Annotated in this window: 12 protein-coding genes; 2 read left to right on the top strand and 10 right to left on the bottom strand. The window is 54.6% G+C overall.

Annotation, left to right across the window (positions count from 1 at the left end):
• Positions 1-92: 92 nt before the first annotated feature.
• The 9 genes from MHH78_RS07925 to MHH78_RS07885 form a co-directional block, all read right to left on the bottom strand.
• The gene (locus MHH78_RS07925) at positions 93-1,496 is read right to left on the bottom strand and encodes an ABC transporter substrate-binding protein (protein ID WP_340938224.1); all 1,404 of its coding nucleotides are present in this window, start codon (positions 1,494-1,496) and stop codon (positions 93-95) included.
• Positions 1,497-1,623: 127 nt separating this feature from the next.
• On the bottom strand, positions 1,624-3,390 hold the full coding sequence (locus tag MHH78_RS07920; protein ID WP_341167058.1) for a sensor histidine kinase: 1,767 nt from the start codon (positions 3,388-3,390) through the stop codon (positions 1,624-1,626).
• Positions 3,387-4,982, bottom strand: coding sequence for a response regulator (locus tag MHH78_RS07915; protein WP_341167057.1), 1,596 nt, complete (start codon positions 4,980-4,982; stop codon positions 3,387-3,389). Before MHH78_RS07915 ends, MHH78_RS07920 begins: the two co-directional genes overlap by 4 nt.
• A 441-nt stretch (positions 4,983-5,423) precedes the next feature.
• Complete coding sequence (yunB, locus tag MHH78_RS07910) at positions 5,424-6,254, bottom strand: sporulation protein YunB (RefSeq protein WP_445668088.1); 831 nt, start codon at positions 6,252-6,254, stop codon at positions 5,424-5,426.
• A gap of 383 nt (positions 6,255-6,637) precedes the next feature.
• Positions 6,638-7,276 (bottom strand): hypothetical protein, encoded by a 639-nt coding sequence (locus tag MHH78_RS07905; protein WP_341167056.1) that lies wholly within the window; start codon positions 7,274-7,276, stop codon positions 6,638-6,640.
• A gap of 127 nt (positions 7,277-7,403) precedes the next feature.
• Positions 7,404-8,018: a TVP38/TMEM64 family protein gene (locus MHH78_RS07900; RefSeq protein ID WP_076085014.1), complete on the bottom strand. Its 615-nt coding sequence runs from the start codon at positions 8,016-8,018 to the stop codon at positions 7,404-7,406.
• A 208-nt stretch (positions 8,019-8,226) separates the two neighbouring features.
• Positions 8,227-9,111, bottom strand: a complete 885-nt coding sequence (locus MHH78_RS07895) for a glycine betaine ABC transporter substrate-binding protein (protein ID WP_076085017.1) — start codon at positions 9,109-9,111, stop codon at positions 8,227-8,229.
• Positions 9,112-9,126: 15 nt separating this feature from the next.
• Complete coding sequence (locus tag MHH78_RS07890; RefSeq protein WP_036732574.1) at positions 9,127-9,963, bottom strand: ABC transporter permease; 837 nt, start codon at positions 9,961-9,963, stop codon at positions 9,127-9,129.
• Positions 9,960-11,159, bottom strand: a complete 1,200-nt coding sequence (locus MHH78_RS07885; RefSeq protein WP_076085023.1) for a quaternary amine ABC transporter ATP-binding protein — start codon at positions 11,157-11,159, stop codon at positions 9,960-9,962. Before MHH78_RS07885 ends, MHH78_RS07890 begins: the two co-directional genes overlap by 4 nt.
• 255 nt (positions 11,160-11,414) lie before the next feature.
• On the opposite strand from MHH78_RS07885, the gene MHH78_RS07880 reads away from it, so the two are divergent.
• Positions 11,415-11,969 carry a GbsR/MarR family transcriptional regulator gene (locus MHH78_RS07880; protein ID WP_036732568.1) on the top strand — a complete coding sequence of 185 codons (555 nt, stop codon included), beginning with the start codon at positions 11,415-11,417 and terminating at the stop codon, positions 11,967-11,969.
• Positions 11,970-12,583: 614 nt separating this feature from the next.
• Here MHH78_RS07880 and MHH78_RS07875 read toward each other — a convergent pair.
• Entirely contained in the window at positions 12,584-17,749 is a 5,166-nt protein-coding gene (locus tag MHH78_RS07875) for a carbohydrate binding domain-containing protein (protein WP_341167055.1), read from the bottom strand.
• Positions 17,750-18,064: 315 nt separating this feature from the next.
• Here MHH78_RS07875 and MHH78_RS07870 point away from each other — a divergent pair, with 315 nt between their 5' ends.
• Entirely contained in the window at positions 18,065-19,090 is a 1,026-nt protein-coding gene (locus MHH78_RS07870; protein ID WP_340958360.1) for a LacI family DNA-binding transcriptional regulator, read from the top strand.
• Positions 19,091-19,239 lie beyond the last annotated feature (149 nt).

Below are 19,239 nucleotides of genomic sequence, written 5' to 3'. Positions count from 1 at the left end.
CCAGTCTCGAAATCGCATATCCATTCTTTCAGTGCACAAAAAGCGGCGAACGAGGCAACGGACGCCGCTCCATGCTGTGATTTCGCAGTTGATTATTCCTTGATATCGCGCCGCCCCTTAATCTGGGCCTGGGCTTTCGCGGCGATGGAGTCCATCGCCTCCTGGGCCGTCTGCTGGCCGAGCCATACCTTATCCAGGGCGGGATTGACGAGGTCCATAATATTGTTGAAGTTCTTCACATATCCGGTCGGCGTCTGATGACCCTTGCTCAGAATCACATCCACAATGGCTTCTTTATAGCCGGACGGTCTGGCATCCAGATTCTCTGTCCATTTGGCCAGCAGTGCAGGATCGGTGTACCAATCCTTAGGTGAAGGCATCCAGGTTCCGGCTGTCAGCATATCAATGGAAGCTTCAGGATCGAGCAGCGCCTTCAGCAGCTCCCAGGTCTCCTGGGGATGCTTCGTGGATTTGAAGATGGAGAACATGCCGCAGACCACGGTGGTGACCGGCTCCTTCATTACAGGCATGACCCCGACATTGAAGTTGAACTTCGATTGGGCGAGGCCTGCGCTTGCCCATTGCCCGTCTACAGTCATCGCCACCTTCTTGGTCTGGAGAGCCACATTCGTCGCGGGAATGTTCTTAGACTGTACCGGTGAAGGGGATACATGATGCACATTCATGAGATCAGATATTTTCTGGAGGGCTTCCACCGCTTCCGGCTGGTTCAGGCCGAAGGTTTTGCCGTCCGCCGAGATGAAATCCCCTCCGTTGGAGTAGATAAAGTTGCTGTATACCCCCCACCAGGTGGAGATATTTGCGCCGTATTGCTTGATTTTTGCCGGATTGAAGCCCTCCTGGTCTGCCGTCTTGCCGTTCGTGTCTACTGTGAGCTTCTTCGCGACTTCGACGAATTCATCCCAGGTCCAGGCATCGGCCACATTCGACGGGGGAGGTTCAATTCCAGCTTCCTTAAAGATATCCTCATTGTAGAACAGGCCGAAGGATTCAGGCCCCGGACCGATCCCGATAACATTGCCCGGCTCTAGCGAGTAGGTAATATTGGGAACCAGCGTATCCGGACTGATATCGGCATCCGTATCCAGGAATTCCTGAAGATTATAGAATTTGCCCTGCTCCGCCATCGGAAAAGCAATGGTGCCCGATTCCATCATGGCAATGTCCGGAACATCATTCCCGGCGACCATAGTCGTCAGCTTGGTATCATAATCGGCGGCAATATGCTGAAGCTCGACCTTGACGCTCGGATGCTTGGCCTCGAAATTCTGAATCGCTTTTTTATAAGGAGCCACTTCCTCCGGTGAGCCCCAGACCGTCATCCGCAGCTTAATATTCTCCTTCGATCCGGAATTCCCGGAAGATGCGGAAGTGTCAGGGCTTGCAGTATTAGACTTCGAGCACGCAGACAGCACAGCGGCAAGCATCAGAACCAGAGCCAATGTGATGAAGACTGATTTCCTGGGTTGCGACATATTCCAAGCCCCTCTCGATTTCTAAGTTTAACGGGTTCATAGCTGCAGTCTATGATGTATTTATTATAAAATATAAGATAGCGCTTACATAACCCTAATCTCTTTGGATTGGTGGACCGGGATTGGCTTATAGCGGCAAAGTAATCACTACCTTCGTGCCCGTTCCCGGAGTCGAGAAGATGGATATCCCGTACTCGCCCCCGTAGGTCATCTGAATGCGGTCAATAGTATTCTTAATGCCCACGGAGGAAGATTTCTGATACAGAATCCTGTGTACCGTCTCCGCACTCATGCCCCGCCCGTTGTCAGCTACCTCGTAATGCCGGGTTCTGCCGTTAATCCAGCCGCGGATTCCAATAATGCCGCCTGACTCGGTCCGGTCGAAGCCGTGAAGAATCGCATTCTCCACAAAAGGCTGGAACAGCAGCCGCGGCACATCGTACTCCAGGAGCCGAGGGTCCATATCATACTCCACGGTGAACTTGTCTTCGAAGCGGATCGACATTATATAGAAGTAATTACTCATCCAGCTCATCTCTTCGGACAAAGGTACGGCGTCCCATGTCTTCCGGGAGGTATAATGCAGCATGTTGGACAGACAGACAAGCATCCTGCTAAGCTCCTGCTGATCATTCTCAATTGCCGTCCAGTTCATCACATTCAACGTATTGTACAGGAAGTGCGGATGCATCTGCATATTCAGCGCCTGTATCTCAGCCTCCTTCTCCTTCAGCTTGATCTCGTAATTCTCCGTCACCAGCAGGTGAATCCGGTCATTCATCCGGTTAAAGCGCTGGGTCAAAATGCCGAACTCGTCATGGCTCACCACATCCACGCGGGTCTGGAAATCTCCTTCGCCCACCGATTTCATTGCGCTTAACAGCCGCTTGATTGGCCTGGTGATTTTGCCGGCAATGAAGAAGGCGAAGATCAGAGCCACAATCCCCATCACAACGGCCAGCACGGTAATCGAGGTGCGGATCACCGGCACAAAGCTGCTCACCAGCCCTGCCTCCGGTATCCACACCACAGACATCCAGCCGGTCACCTCCGAACGGTCGAAGCAGACGATCACCGCTTCGCCGTCCAGCTTCATTCTCCGTGCCCCGCTGTTCTCCCGCTGCAGCTTGTCCAGCCCTGCCTCCTTATAGATCTGTGCAACCTGACCCGGCTCACTGCTGGCGACTACCCTGTCCTGCGGATCAAGCACCATGTAGCGCGAGTTTCCCGGAAGGCTGTCTGCATACAAGGATTTAAGCACCTCGGATTTGAAGCTTATGGCAAGTACGGGGCGTTCCACTCCGGCATCCATTTTGGCAAGCTTCGTATTGCTCAGATAGGTGAAATCCAGCAGGCGTGTAGCCGAGAAAAGAAAACGGAATTCCAGATTCCCGCTTTGCAGATAGGGCTGGTTGAACATGGACGCGAACTCATAAGTCGGTATCCATACCAGCTTCCCTCCGGCCTGCCGGGCCATACGGTAGATATCCGATTGCGTCGGTTCTCCTTGAGGCAGGGGTTGTCCGAAGGTGAAGTAGGAGGTCCATAGCTGGTAGGCAAAGATATCCTGGTTCTGGGAAAAGGTTTTGCCGAGCACCGCCGTCACCTGCCGGTCGGCTGCGAACAGCTCCGCTTCATTCGCGGGGTCCAGCTGGTTGAAGATGCGGAACAGATCCTTATCGAGGAACAAGGACATGCTGTTCTGGTCCACGATCCGCAGCTTGGTGTCCATAACTTCATTGTTCTTCCTGACAATCTCATACACATTCTTCTGCGCCTGCTCTGTAATAATCTTCAGGCTGGTCCGGTAGAACAAAGCCCCCAGAACGAGCAGGGGAATCGCTATCAGCAGGATGTAGCTGGCAAGCAGCCGGTATCGGAAGGTAATCTTCATGCCTCACGTTTCCTTTGCGACAGCGCATGCTTATAGGCCTTGGGCGACATGCCGTAATACTTCTTGAATACGCGGCAAAAATATTTCGTATCCTGAAATCCACATTCCAGGGATATCTCATATATTCGGAGCGGCTCCCCGGTAAGCAGCACCTTGGCCCGCTTCATCCGGGCCGCCGTCACATGCTCAGAGAACGTTTTTCCCGTCCTGTTCTTGATCAGTGTACTGAAATAGGAGGGGTTAAAATGGAAATGCTCAGCTGCCCGCTCCAGTGTAAGCTCCTCCTTCATATGCTGCTGTATCCAGCTTAGGCATTCAGCGATCATGCTCTCCCCCTGATCCTGCCGGGATACGGCTAAGGCCAAATGCGCTTCCCGGAGTGCCTGCCCCAACTGGGCCACCAGCTCCGGGTACGAGCGGCATGAGCGGATAAGCATCGTAGCCGTACCGGTCAGCTTCTGCTGCGCTCGCTTATCCAGAATGTCCTGATGCTCACTCCGGATCTGCAGCAGCATTAGCGATGCCTGCTCCTTTAGCAGCATAGGGCTGGCATGTCCACCGTCTGCAAGCTGGCAGAGGGCTTCCACATAAGCTTCCAGAACAAGCGCAGCATCATCCATTTTCAACGCCTCATAGACCTTGCTCCAGTCAGGAACGGCCTCGCGGGAAGAAGACTTGATCTCATCTGAAAACAGCAGCCCCTGCCGGAAATCATAGAAGTTGTAACTGTTGGCCGTTCTGGCCGCCAGATAGGACCGCGGCGCTTCCTCCCGGAGGGAACGGCATTCCGGGCCAATCCCGTGGGTGAGCTCTCCGGTATGCGTCCAATCCGCCGCCAAGGAATGAGCGATGGACCGGGCTTCTTCCCGCTTGTCCCCGGTAAGGGCTTCCAGGGTAATCAAGGTAACGGCGGCAAGAGGGCCGTCCTCCGTCATCCCGCTCAAGGGAATCGTGATGGCTTCCCCCCACCTGCTCCAGGCCTGCTCCAGAGCACGGATGAACACGCCGCTGTCCTGCCTCTCCCCGCTATCCCCGCAGAAGTTCAGCTCCGAATACACTGCGACACCGCTCTCCCGCAGCCAATCATAACCGTCCAGCTCCGCCAGCTCGGCCAAGGACGCACTTCCGTTCAGCCAGGACAGCATGAGCCGGTTCAGGTAGGCGGAAGAAGCGAGCTTAAGCCGGTGCTGCATCTCTTCCTCTTCACGGCGCTGCCTCTGTTCCGCTGTCAGCAGAAGGTCAATCCGGCTCAGGACATCTGCTACTTGGCCAATCTCCACCGGCTTCAGCAGGTAATCATAAGCCCCATAATGGACTGCCTTTTGCGCATATTCGAACAGATTGTAAGCGGATACCATTACAACCCTAGTCTGGAACCCTTCGTGCTTAAGCCGTTCAAGAAATTCAAGCCCATCCATTCCGGGCATGCGAATATCCGTTAATATGGCTTCGGGCCGGTGAGCCTTCACCATTTCCATAGCCGACAAGCCATCCTTCACCGCCACCACCTGATCCTCCGGCCGAAGGCGTCCGATCAGATTCACCATCCCCCTCAGATGTCTGGGCTCATCATCTACAATCAATATTCTCATTAGTCTCAGCCCCCCAAGATTGGCTTACAGCCCCTGTCAGCCGCAGCATTGCCCTTATTATAGAAGTCATTGCGGTTCATTCCTAGTGGATTCCTGTTGGAACGGTGGATTTGAAATAGATCATGCGTACGTTCTTCCAGCGCGCCTTCTGCACGCCCAATGTGGTCGGTTTTTCGACTACATTGGGCCCTCACACCTCCGCCACGCCCAATGTGGTCGGTTTTTCGACTACATTGGGTCCTCTCACCTCTGCCACGCCCAATGTGGTCGGTTTTTCGACTACATTGGATCCTCACCTCTGCCACGCCCAATGTGGTCGGTTTTTCGACTACATTGGAGTCACTATAATTTCCTGTATAGTAACCCAAAGGGGCTGTCCCAAGCAGCCATTTCATGGCTTTTGGGACAGCCCCTTCATTTCACACTCTGATCTCCTGTTCTTTAATCTGTGCCGCCCGCATTCCCTCCGCCGCTCCCGGCGTTTGCGCCCGGCGCAGTGTTGCCGCTTCCCGCAGGCGGCTCAGTCTCCCCGCTGCCCGCATGTCCGCCTGATCCGCCTGAGTTGGAGCTGCTGTTAGCGCCTGCTGGTATACTGTCCACGCCGGAGCTGCCCTTCTCAGTACTCAGCGAAGGGGCTGGGATGGCGATGCCCGGGGCGCTGCTGCCGTTCTCGCCGACAGGCTTGCCCTGATTGTCATAGTAGTACATTGGAACGTCACCGACTACCATCAGGTAGGAGACGGGAATCTCGGTATCCACCACCTGCGGCTCCATGTCAAATGGAATTACAACCGCTACCTCGGTCACAATATGAATATAGACCTCAACCAGAATCATATTGATTCCGGCATTCTGCTGCCGTGTGTTCAGCTCGACCTTCACTGCCCCCTGCGGTTCCACCTTGATTGGAATATCCGGACCATAGGAGGCAATCAGCGGGCTGCCGAGAGCCTGCCCGAGCGGAATATATTCCGTCCGGTTATGCAGCTCCTGCAGCGTGGACTGGATGACTTCGGCGGCCTGTGAGGTAATCCGCATGTGCTCCTTGTAGTTGAGCATGAAGCCGGAGATTTTGCCGTTCTTGTCTGTCTTCCAGTCAATCAGCGCTTCGGCATTCCCGCCGTCCGCCACCTGGGACGTAATCGCCTTGTTAATTGATTCCGTGGCGATCTGCTTCACCCGGATCTGTGCCAGATGGAGAATCGGCGGCTTCAGATGCTGCTCCACATAACGCAGCCCCTGCAGCACCGCCAGAAGCAGCAGCAGGCTCAGAACGATCCAGAATCTGCCCCGTCTGCGCGGCTTCCGCCCCTTGTCCCCGGCAGCTTCCTGCCGCTGCCCTTCCCTGCTGCCGAACAGGCGGAAGCCTCCGCCACCGCGCCCGGCCTTACGCCAGACCCGCTGGCCCGGAGCGCCCGCTGCTCTCCCGGACGGCTTCGCTGTCCCGTAATCCGCTCCACTCCCGTCCAGCCGGACGCCGGACCTGGAGGGCTTCGCCACGAAGCCCCCGCTCCGCCCCCAGCTCCGGCCAGCCAGCCCGACGCCGGGTCTTGACGGCTTCGCTTCGAACCTTGCTCCCGAACCCGCGCCCGGCGGCCGGATTCCCGCTCTGGACGGTTTGGCCTTGAAGGCCTGGCGGCGCCCGCCAGACCCCCTCAGACCGCTTCCGCTGAAGTCCGGCAGACGCAGACGCCCGAAGAGCGGTACGCCTGTGCTCCGTTTCCCCCATTTTCTGATTCTGCCCATGCCCTGCCGTCCCTCCCGACATTCCTGCGGTCAAGCCGCCTCTGTACTACTAAGCTATTCAGCACCCGTACGAAATAACCCCACAATGTGGGGCTTTCGCTTTGATATATCTGGTCCATTCTGAGGGTTGTCTCCCTCACCGGCCGCATGTATGGAGCAGCATTGTTGCACTTCTTGCAGGATTTCTCTAAATTTGTTACTGTCTGTGCCACATGGTATTCGTTTTCCTCATACATCGGCCCGCACGCCTCTGCCGCACCGAATGTAGTCGGTTTTTCGACCACACTCCGCCCGCACGCCTCTGCCGCACCGAATGTAGTCGGTTTTTCGACCATATCCGGCCCACACGCTTCTGCCGCACCGAATGTAGTCGGTTTTTCGACCATATCCGGCCCACACGCCTCTGCCGCACCGAATGTAGTCGGTTTTTCGACCCTATCCGGCCCACACGCTTCTGCCGCACCGAATGTAGTCGGTTTTTCGACCATATTCGGCTGTTCGGTGAAATTAGCGCAGTCATTCCTATTACTGATCCAGAATATAGTCATCCTGCCGATGCTCCAAGACACTTACCCCCAACTTTATGTACAACTTATCCACATCGGACGCAAATCATAATTTCCTAATCCACAAAAAAAGAACATCCCCGCGGCAGCACACCGCAGCAACGTTCTTCTAATGCCCCGCCCGCTTGCGCTTATCCTCCTGAAGATGCCCCCAATGCAGCCGGACAAAGATAGCAAGCAGAATCAGCATAAATACGCCATACCACAACAGATAACCGTTCCAGTCCTCACGCGGGACAATGAGCGAGGAGCTGAGCGTACCGAACAGCCAGATATAAGACAGATTGCCGAGCACCGTCCCCCAGACAAAAGCCGCCGGCTTCATCGGAGACACGGCTGACATCAGATTGATGATATTGCTGGGCACAATCGGAATCGTACGCAGCAGCACCAGGGTCCAGATGCCGTAACGGTCCAGAGAGGTCTGCCATTTCTCATACTTCTTGAGCTTGTAGCCCCATTTGCGGTCGAACCAGTCGAAGAGATAGCGCCGGAAGAGAAAATAGACGACTACAGCGCCCAGGTTGCAGGCCAGCCAGCTGACAGCCATCCCGCCGATCACTTCGAATACAGAGACATGGAGCACAATCAGAATCGCCAGGGGGAAAAATCCGAACAAGCTTTGCAGCACGGCGAGCGGAAAGGTAGCAAAAACAATATACGGGCCGCTAAGTCCCAAACTTTGCAGCAGCCAGTCAATCCAGGCATTGATGATCTCGGTCATGGAGCGCTCTCCTTTCCTGACTCTTAGCAGCATGTAAAGGAACCGCTCTTTAACGTTGAAGAAAAACACCCCTTGCGGGGTGTTTATTGAACATCTAACTATAGATTCTGCGACATAAGCGTACAAGTTACAGAATTGTTGCTTATTTTCTCTCATCATAGCACACATCGGTCATCGCCGCCAGATCACTGAACCCTACAGAGTTCACTTAAGCAGAGATGCCAGCCGTCCACTCATTAACCTTGGCTTCATTACTCTCTACCCATTCCTTGGCCGCTTCTTCAGGCGATTGTCCGCCCTGAATCTTGACCATAACCTGCTCCATATCCTCTGCGGTCCATTTGAATTGGCTCAGGAACTTGTGCACATCCGGCATATCTTCCTTCAGACCTGAGCGGACCATGGTATGAATCTGCTCGGCACCGCCGTAGACATTCTTCGGATCGTCCAGGTACTTGAGGTCCATATTGGCGAACATCCAGTGCGGCGTCCAGCCTGTCACTACAATCGGTTCATTCTTGTCAAAAGCCTTCTGCAGCTCCTGCGCCATTGCCGCCGACGAGCTCTCCAGCAGCGTATAATCGCTCAAGCCGTAGGCTTCGAGCGCTTTTTCCGTGGCCGTCATAATTCCGGCCCCCGGCTCAATTCCGATAATCCGCTTATCCAGCGTTGCCGCTACTTCCGCATTATTCAGATCTTCAATGGAGTTGATCTCCATATAGGCGGGAACAGCAAGCCCGGTCTTCGTTCCATCCAGATTCACACCGGCATCTTCAATGTCCTTGCCGTATTTCTCCAGATAAGAAGCATGTGTACTCGGCAGCCAGGCGGCTACCATGGCATCCGCGCTTCCGTCCGCAATCCCGGCCCACATCGGCCCGGCATCGACCTGCAGCATCTCCACCTTCACGCCGAGCTTCGTTTCCAGCACTTCCTTAACTACGTTCGTACTGGCGATCTCGGAATCCCAGGCCACATAAGCCAGCTTCACCGTACTGTTAGTATTGGACGAACAACCAGCTACCAGAATTACAGCCATTAGCAGCATCAGCAAGACCAGGGGTCTGCGCTTTATCGATTGGATTCTTTTCATATTAATCATACACTCCTATTCTTGTGGTTTGGATTTGAAGAGCTTCTGGGTCAGACGATCCAGCAGGATGGCAATAATAACAATCGCAATCCCCGCCTCGAAGCCCGCACCCGTCTTCGCCTGTGATACTGCACGGTATACATAGGCACCTACACCCTGGGCACCGATCATGGACGAGATGACGACCATAGACAGCGAGAGCATAATCGTCTGGTTAATCCCGGCCATAATGGTCGGGAGCGCGATCGGCAATTGCAGCTTGAACAGCTTCTGCCCTGCGGTTGAACCGAAGGCATCCGCCGCTTCCACCAGCTCCGGTGAGACCTGGCGAATCCCCAGGTTCGTTAACCGGATCGTTGGCGGAATAGCAAATATAATAGAAGCAATGACGCCGGGAACGACCCCCAGCGAGAAGAACGACACGGCTGGAAGCAGATATACGAACGCCGGCATCGTCTGCATGAAGTCTAAGATAGGGGTGGCAATGTTCTGGAAAGTCCGGCTCTGTGCACACAGTACTCCGAGCGGAACCCCGATCACTACAGCCAGCAGAGAGGCTGTCAGTACCAGGGCCAGCGACTGCATCGACGGCCCCCATAATCCAAGATTGTCAATCAGGAGCAGTCCGACCACCGCAAACAGCGCCATCCGCCATTTGCCGATCCAGTAGGCCAGAGCTGCGATCAGAAGGGTCAGCACCATGGCGGGCAGGAAATTCAGCGCCGCATCAATCCCGCTCACCATTCCGCCAATCACAGCATGAATGATATCAAATATAGGGCCGAAGTAGGTCGTGAGCCAATTTTCAATCCATTCTACGCCCTTACCGAGCGGTATTTTGGGTAAATTCATGAACCAATTCCTCCTTCAGGAACCGCGTTACCGGCCAGGGCAGACAACACGGCCCCTTTGATAACAATGCCCTTCAGCTTCTCGCCTTCCCCAACTACAGCAACGGGCAGATGCGTCTCCGACATTAGCTCGAACAGATCATTCAGCAGGGTATCCGGCTGAACCCGGGGAATGTCGCGCAGCATCACATCCAGAATACTGCGGTTCTCCTTCAAGGCCTGTGAGGCATTATCCGCTGTCAGCAGACCTTGCAGCCGCATCTCATTATCTGCGACATACAGGCTGGAGACCCCGCTGTCCCGCATGAGCTGCAGCGCTACCCGGGGACCGCGTTCCGGACGGATCATCTCCGGCTGGCGCATCACATGGGAAGCGGTCAATACTTTGGACAGATCCACATCCTCCACGAAGCGTTCCACATATTTGTTCGCAGGCTGAATCAGAATTTCTTCCGGCGATCCGATCTGGACAATGACCCCGTCCTTCATCAGGGCAATACGGTCCCCGATCCGCAGCGCTTCATCCAGATCATGCGTGATGAAGACAATCGTCTTCTTCACTCTGGATTGGAGCTCCAGCAATTCCTGCTGCATATCCTTGCGGATCAGCGGATCAAGCGCACTGAAGGCTTCATCCATCAGCAGAATGTCAGGATCATTGGCCAGACCGCGCGCCAGGCCGACACGCTGCTGCATGCCTCCGCTGAGCTGATCCGGACGGTGATTCTCCCAGCCCTTCAGCCCCACAAGCTCAAGAGCCTCCATCGCCAGCCGGGTTCGTTTGCTTCGCTCCACACCCTGGACTTCCAGTCCGTATTCTGCGTTAGCCAGCACACTGCGGTGCGGGAACAGCGCGAACTTTTGAAAGACCATACCAATATTCTTCCGCCGGAATTCCCGAAGCTGCTCCGGATTCATCTTGACAACATCCTTACCCTTGAACAGCACCTGTCCTCCGGTAGGCTCAATCAGCCGGTTCAATAGACGGACGAGCGTGGATTTACCACTGCCCGACAATCCCATAATGACAAATATTTCTCCCTCTTCAATGCTGAATTCGGCTTTATTCACACCGACCGTCAGCTTCGCTTCCCGGGCGATCTTTTCTTTAGACCAGCCTTGTTCTAATAATGGAAGCGCCCGTGCTGCATCATGACCGAATACTTTGGTTAACTGTTTCACCTCTATAATTGCCATGGTGACCTCCTTCTCTCCCTTTAATTTCGGGTTAACGCTACTGACCTAGTGTAACGGACTTACGAAAAAATAAGCAAAGCGCATATTCGCTTAAAATTTAGTGTACAGTTTTAACTTTACAAACTTTACGTATAGAATACTCTGTTTAACGCCGTATTCCGTTAATGATGATTTCTTTACTTCTTGCCGGGGATTTGATTACAATACACTAGGAGAGACATGCAGAATGTCAGCCTATTCCTCAGGAGGGACATCATGAACGATTTAGAGGGGCTTTTGCCCGAGCAAATAGAAAAAATCAGCAAAGCCCGTGAACGGGTCATCGACTCTATCGGCAAAAATATGGATTTATACGGCATCACCCTGTCCATCGGGCATTTATACGGTTACATGTACTTTAATGAGGGCCCGGTTACACTGGATGAACTAAGCAGCACCATGGGCATGAGTAAGACCTCCATGAGTACTGGAGTACGTACCCTGCTGGATTTGAAGATGATCGATAAAGTCTGGGGCAAGGGCACCCGCAAGGATCTGTTCGAGGTGGTTCCCGACTGGCATCAGAACTTCAGCGATTACTTCTCTATTAAATGGAGAAAAGCAGTTGAAGGGAATATGACCGCCCTTAACAAATCACTCGCCGAAATCCGGCAAATGAAAATTGATTACGCGGACGAGCCCGACCTGTCGCGCCTGCTCCACACCGACGAGCTCAAGATTGAGGAAGCCATTAAATATTACCGCTGGCTGCTGAAGCTGATCGAAGCGCTGGAGACCGGCAAGATTTTCGAATTAATCCCTAAAGAATAATATCAGCTATTGGCGTTTAAACTATTCTGCTCATGCTGAAAAGGCTGTCTCAAAATGCCATGGAATGGCGCTTGGGACAGGTTTTTTATTTGGAGTTAAAGGAATTGAGGAGTAGGATTAACGTGAGCACTTGGGTGGACGCTGCGTGAACGGACCGTTGTTCCGATCGCTGTTGTCCCCAGATTTTATTGATTCTCCTTAGCGGTGAAAATTCGGGGAGGCGAACGCTGCCGCTTCTCCACAATCGTTCCGTCCACTCCGCTGTTTAAGCGGGAAATGGAACTACCTATTCTGGACACCCGCACGCTGGAAAATGTATGCTGTTTTCCACATACATTCGGGCCATCGCCTGCGTTTGAGCACAATCTATGCTGTTTTCCACATACATTCGGGCCACATGCCTGCGTGTCAGCACAATGTATACTGTTTTCCACATACATTCGGGCCATCGCCTGCGTTTGAGCACAATGTATGCTGTTTTTCACTTTCATTTGATCCCATATGATGCTTTATCAGGGAAACTATAGTTTCCATACAAGTATCAAAACGGCCGCGACCCTTGAATTCAAGGATTGCGGCCGTTTTCACTTGCTATGGTTCGTTCTTTCTTTAGCTTACGGGTTCTCGATCAGACTGACATCATCGATGTAGATATGATTGCCTGCTTCGATAGCGGCATTCGTCTCTGCGCTGTTGCCGGGATTCAGCCCCAGCAGAAAGACCAGATGAACACCTGCATCGGTCCCGCCGTTCATGGTGAAGGTGTAACTGAAGCGCTGCATTTCGCCAGTTAATGAAGCCGCGGTTGTCTGCAAATATTTCGTGTAATCCCCTCCGAAATGCTCGACTGCTACTTCAATCAACCGGGTGATATCCGAACGGGCGCTGAAGGCCAAGGTATAGCTTTTACCCTGAGTGAGCTTCAGATCCCTGTAATCTACCTGGGCGGCGTAGTTGGCAGATCCCGTGAAGGCCAGCGATACCTCAAGCTCGCCATTCTGGACTGCGGCATTTCCGGCGCCCTCGAAGTACTGGGTCCAGCCCTTAAGAGCCGGCTGCGCATCGAATGTGCCGTTATCCAGTGTGCCGCTGGCAGGCTCGGTGTCCGGTCCGTCTGTTACCTTTCTAAGCACGATATCATCCAAAGAAATCGTATGCGCCGTATGGTTCGCCGTTTTATCTTCACCCAGCGTGGCGCCGATCAGATAATTCAGCTTCAGCGGATTGTTATTCGTCACACTGAACTGTGTGCTGTAAGTCGCCCAGGTAGCTGTTATGTCGAACTTCGCTTGGGCTGCCTGGGCAGATGTTCCGCTATACTCCACGACAATCTGCCGGGGAACGGTAGATTTCGCTCTGAAGCTCAGCTCATAGGTTGCGCCGGCTTCCAGTGGGATTTTCTCCTGATAGAGCTGGGTGTGCCAGGCTTGTGACCCGGCCGCCGTGATTAGCACCTCCGCTGCTCCGTCCACCACTTGGAAGGACGAGGCTCCGCCTTCGCCGGACCAGGTTGACCAGCCTGAGCCGCCGCCGGTGAATGAGCCGTTAACGACCAGATTGTTATCATTCGCCAGTATAGTCTGAACCACACTGACGTTGACATACCCTTCGGCTTCCACGGTAATGATATAGCTTCCCTCTGCCGGGAAGGCGGCAGGCTGAATTGTAATTGCTCCCGTTCCTACATGGTACAGCTCCGCCGCAAGCGTAACGCCATTCACCTTAACGGACTTAATGCTGCCTGACCATTCTGGCTTATCGATGAAGATAAGCTCAATCGGCTGTGATACCCGGTTGGCTGTGGAATCTGCGAGCAGTTCCTGCGGCTTCGCCGGGGCGTCCTTAATCTCGAATCTGACATTATCAATGATGATGTCATGACTCTGAGGAACACTCACTCCGCCTACCTTGCCGAGCAGGAATTTCAGCGAGAGCATATCATTCGCCCCCTGCCGGAATTCGAACCGGTAATGCTTCATCTCTGGTGTCAGCTCCACCGTCTTATCGATGGAAGGGGAATAGCTCGCATTCTCTGCCTTCACATTGATCTGCCGGGCCACGCTGGCACTGGCGTCGAATTCAACCACATAATCGAGGCCCGCCGCTGCCTTGAGGTTATTCTGGAAAAGCATCACCGAATACGCCTGATTGCCGGTATTCGTAATGCTGAATTTGGCTGCTCCGTCCACCGCAGCGGCAGTGCTCTGGCCGCCGTCTTCTGTCAGCAGCCGCTCCCAGCTCGTAAGCCCGAAGCTGAAATCCCCGTTCAAGAGCGGGTAATAGGTCAGATCAGGATCATAATAGGAGCTGGTGCGTACCAGCACGAATTGATCCAGAAGGACCGTTCCTGCTGTCCCGTCAAGCCGCAGTACGAATTGTCCAAGATGATCCGTGGCCCCCGCGAGATTCTTGAACAGCGCTTCAACCTGCTGATGTCCTGCATTCAGCTGAACCGGCTCCGAAGCATAGACTACGCCGTCATTGCCTTGCAGTTCGACTACAGCTGTCCTTGCGGAGAAGCTATCGGCCTCGAAGGTCAGCTTATAATCCTGGCCTTGCACCAGGAAGATTCCCTTCTGTTGCAGCGTAACCTCGCTGCCGCCGGTGTCTGCGTCTGTAATGTCCAGCTTCAGGCGGCCGTCAGCCTCAACCCGCGGAGTGACCTCCGCACCTCCTGAAGCAGCGATATGCCAATAGCTCATCCGGTCCGGTTCTCCCAGATCAAAGCTGCCGTTGTAGAGGTGGTTGCCGCTGCCGAGCGGCGCCTTGGCGCTGTCATGATCGAAGGGAATGCTGCTGATCTCTTCAAGCCGTGCATTGCCAAGCCATACCGGGGAAGCATTGGTCCCCAGATTGAACTCGATCCGCGCGGCATTGTCCGAGCTCTCCTTCATCTGGAACATCGTCTCGTAATGCTGAAGCTGCGGGGTCAGCGCTGCCTTGAACGCTGGAGAATAAGACGGGAAGCCAAGCGGTGCGCCACCTGTCAGCCGGGCGGTCAGCTCGCGGGCCGTATCCGTTCTGGCATCGAAGCTTAGCTTGTAGAATCTGCCCTTTGCCAGCGACACAATCGCCTGCGGCTGGATCGAATAAGAGTTGCCGCCCGGCTTCAAGATGTTTACCTTGAGCAGATTCACGCCGCCTGCCTGCTCAAGAGATAGAGCCGCATCTGCGCCTTCATCTTTATAGAGTACCCAGTGGGCTGTATTCGGGATGCCCATCCCGGGATCTCCTTCTACCTGCTCCGTGAACCCGCTGTTATAAATGAAGTTCCCGTCTGCCAGCGGCGGCTTCGCTCCCTCCAGATAAGGCTCCTTCGCCAGCTCCACCGGTACCGGCTGCCGGTATTCGCGTCCAGTCAGCTCATAGATTCTGACATAGTCAATCTCCATGGAACTCGGAAATACGGTCTCATCCGTAGGGTTACCGTCAAAGTTGCCGCCGACTGCCAGATTCATCAGCAGGTGGAACTTCTGGTTGAACGGTGCCGGATACGCATTGATAGCCGGCTGTCCGCTGCTTTTGCTGTACCAGTCATTCTTGGTCGAGAACAGCACCCCGTCCACATACCAGCGGATCTCTCCCGGCTCCCACTCAATGGAGTAGGTGTGGAACTCTTCAATGGTGGAACTGCCAGGCAATACATACTCCTTGCCGGAATAGACATTATCCGGCCACTGGGAACCATAATGGATCGTTCCGGCAACCACATTCGGACGGCTGCCCCAGCCTTCCATAATATCCAGCTCCCCGGAGGCCGCCCAATTGCCGTACACATAATTCTCCGGCAGCATCCAGATCGCCGGCCACAGCCCCTTGCCAGCCGGAGCTTTCGCCCGGATCTCGAATTTGCCATACATTTTGCTGTACAAGCCATTGGTCTTAATTCTGGTGGAAGTGTAAGGCTTGCCGCCTATTGCCTCCTTGCGTGCGGTAATGATTAGCTTACCGTCCTGCTCTTTCACATTCTTCGGATCATTGGTGTAATATTCCAGCTCATTATTGCCCCAGCCCGGATTCCCGACAGCGGTGCCGTCTCCGAGATCATAGGTCCACTTCGAAGGATCAATGACATTGTCATCGAATTCATCATTCCACACCAGACTCCACGGATCACTGGTCGGCGCTGGTGTCGGCGTTGGACTTAGTGTTGGTGACGGCTCCGGTGTCGGCGTTGGGGTTGGTTCCGGCGTCGGTATTGGTGTCGGCTCCGGTGTAGCCTCTGGTGTCGGTATTGGCGTCGGCTCTGGCGTAACCTCCGGTGTCGGTATTGGCGTCGGCTCTGGCGTAACCTCCGGTGTCGGTATTGGTGTCGGCTCCGGCGTAACCTCTGGTGTGAGCGTTGGCGTGGGCTCCGGTGTAGCCGTCGCCGTCTCCCCGCCACCGGCGGCAACAGGCGGCTGGCTGGCCTGCGGCGAGGCCAGATTGAGATTGCTGCGGCTGCCCGGCTTGAGAGCGACGCCCCCGGCTGTGACAGCTTCGGCCTGATTCAGTACGATGCCGAAGCTGCCGCTGCCCAGAATCACAGTGCCCCGGGCACCGGCTGTAAGGAGCAGCTCAGCCACCTGCGCCTGATTCATCAGCACCAGCTTGCCGGGAGTGCCCCAGATCAGCTTGGATAGCTTGCCTGACAAGCTCAGCGTGAGGTTGCCTCCAGCCGCATCAGCGGTGGATACAACCCCATAATTGCCAATAAGAGTGACCGTCTGCTCACCTGCCGGGAGGACAACACCAGCGAATCCCTCCCTGGTAAGCGCAGCTTCTTCAAGGATAGCACCAGAATCAAGATGTACCGTTCCGGCGGATGTTGTCCCGCTGGCAACGATGCGGACACTGCCCTTCGGCTTCGCCACCTGCACAGCCCCAAGGCCGCTGTCCGTAAGGCTCACGCCCTGCCCGCCACCGCCGCGAATATAGGTTGTGCCAGTAACCTGCACCCCCTGAAGCCGGATCACTCCTTCCCCGATCCCCTCGGTAAGATAGAGATTTCCTTCTATGATAGTGTCCCTCAGTGTAATATCCTCATGGCTCAGCACCACATTGCCCTTCACCTCGCCCAGCTTCACTTCCCCGGCGGCGGAGCGCAGCTCCGGCACCAGTGTATCCGCCAGCTTCGCCAGCTCGGCACGGGTGATCCTCCCGTGCGGCTTGAATAAGCCTCCTGGATAGCCCTGCATATAACCGGCTGCCGTAAAAGCATCCGCCGCAGCGCTAACTGCACTGTCGGCTCCCTCCAGGTCGCTGTACATGCCCTTGGCTTGACGCTCAGTCTCCAGCCTCAGTATCCGCTGGAGCGCAAGGACCGCCTCCCCGCGTTTCAACGGAGCCGCAGGTTCGATTCGCTGATGTGCGTCTGCACTCAGATACCCCGCTGCTACCGCTTTGGCGATATCGTCCTTGTACCAGGCCGCCGCCGGGATATCCGCCGGAAGCACAGCCGCCATATCCTTATAGCCGAATATACGGTTGACGATTGCCGTGAATTCTGCCCGGGTGACCTGCTGCTCCGGCCGGAAGCTGCCGTCCCCGTAGCCGGAGATCACCCCGCTGCGGCTCCAGCGCTGCACCGCATGTGCCGCCCAGCTGCCCTCTTTTACATCGGTAAACGCTTTCAAATCATTAGCAGCCAAGCTCCCGCTCTGCAAGGCGGCTGTGGTCTCCGCAGACGCTGTCAGTCTGCTCTGAACAGACTTCGCCTCAGCCCCTCCGCTGCCCAGCGGCGATAGAAGTCCCGTTACGATGACAGCGGCCGCTAACAACGCTGATATATTTCTTTTCATTCCGTGTATGCCTCCTCAGGATTAGAGTCTCCTCTTACCGCATTTCCATCGCCCCGCTGCCTTCAAGCTGCTCTCAGCTCAATCTAAAGTACCCTCAGACCCCCTGACCGAAATCGGTTTCGTTTTTCTCCGTGCCATTCCTCTAAACGCAATTAACCTTTGACTTGTTTCGGCAAGTTGAATAGACTCTAGAAAGGACTGCTGTTTGACAGCAGAGAGTGTCCAAGTGAACGGTCAGTAGCCTTGATAAACCCTGGCATACCCGTCTTTTGGCCCTGTTATAACTATGAAGCGGGGGTGAGCATAGCCATGCAAATGAATATCAAAAAAATCGCCGAAATGGCCGGGGTCTCTGTATCGACTGTCTCCAAAATCATGAATAATTACAGCGATGTTTCCGAAAAAACGAAACGAAGAGTGCTCGAAATCATCGAACAAACCGGATATACCCCCTCAAGCTCCGCCAAGACGCTGGCTACCAAGAAGTCGAATCTGATCGGGGTTATTTTTGCCGGTGAGCTGAATGTGGAATTTACCCATCCTTTTTTTGTAGAGGTGCTGAATTCGTTCAAGAAGCAGATGGGCGTACTGGGGTATGATCTGATTTTCTTCTCGAATGAGAAGTTCATTAACAGCGGCGATTACTACTCGCGTTGCCTGCATTTCCATGTGGACGGCTGTGTCATTATCTCGGGAGAACAGATGGAGCCTGCGATACAGGAACTCGACCGGAGCCATATTCCCTGCATCGGCGTTGACCTGGAGCTGACCGGCAGGAAATCCGGCTATGTCATGTCAGATAATTACCAGATTGCTTCCAAGGTGGTGGAGCATTTCTACCTGCTCGGACACCGGGAGCTTGGCTTCATAGGCAGCAGAGCGGATTCGGATATCTCCAACCGGCGCGAAGCAGGGTATGTCAGAGCCATTGCCGGCTTCGGCCTGGTTATGAATCCTAAGTGGTTCGTGCATGGTGACGATTTCTTCGAGCCCAGCGGGTATGCGGCAATGAACTCGTTAATTGCATCGGGAGATTTGCCAAAAGCGGTCTTCGCCGCCTCCGATCTCCTCGCTCTCGGCGCAGTCCGCGCCTTGAAGGAGCAGGGTCTGCGTGTTCCCGAGGATGTGGCCATCATCGGCTGTGACGATATCGAGGCCTGCCAGTATACCAGCCCTACGCTAACTACCATCCGCCAGAACAAAGAACGCCTGGGTGTGCTCGCCGCCCATATGCTGTTCGATCTCATCAATAACCAGTCTGAAGGCGGCTCATTTGTAGTTGAACCGGCGCTGATCGTCCGTGAATCCTGCGGCAGCGGGCTGAACCGCTTGAACCGCTGAACGCCTAAACCACTGGATCGCCGTAACGCTGAACTTCTGCCTTTCCCGGATCTGCCCTTCAATCCCTCCCCTCCAGCCCAGAACAATAGCTTGGCTGCATTCCGCAACTACCTGAGAACGCTTTCGATACTATAATCGCTCATTTACCG

Source organism: Paenibacillus sp. FSL H3-0333, from assembly GCF_038002805.1.
In the GTDB taxonomy this organism is placed as follows: Bacteria; Bacillota; Bacilli; order Paenibacillales; family Paenibacillaceae; genus Paenibacillus_AQ; species Paenibacillus_AQ silagei.
The sequence above is the reverse complement of the archived record's forward strand: the minus strand, read 5'-3'. Positions and strand labels throughout refer to the sequence as shown.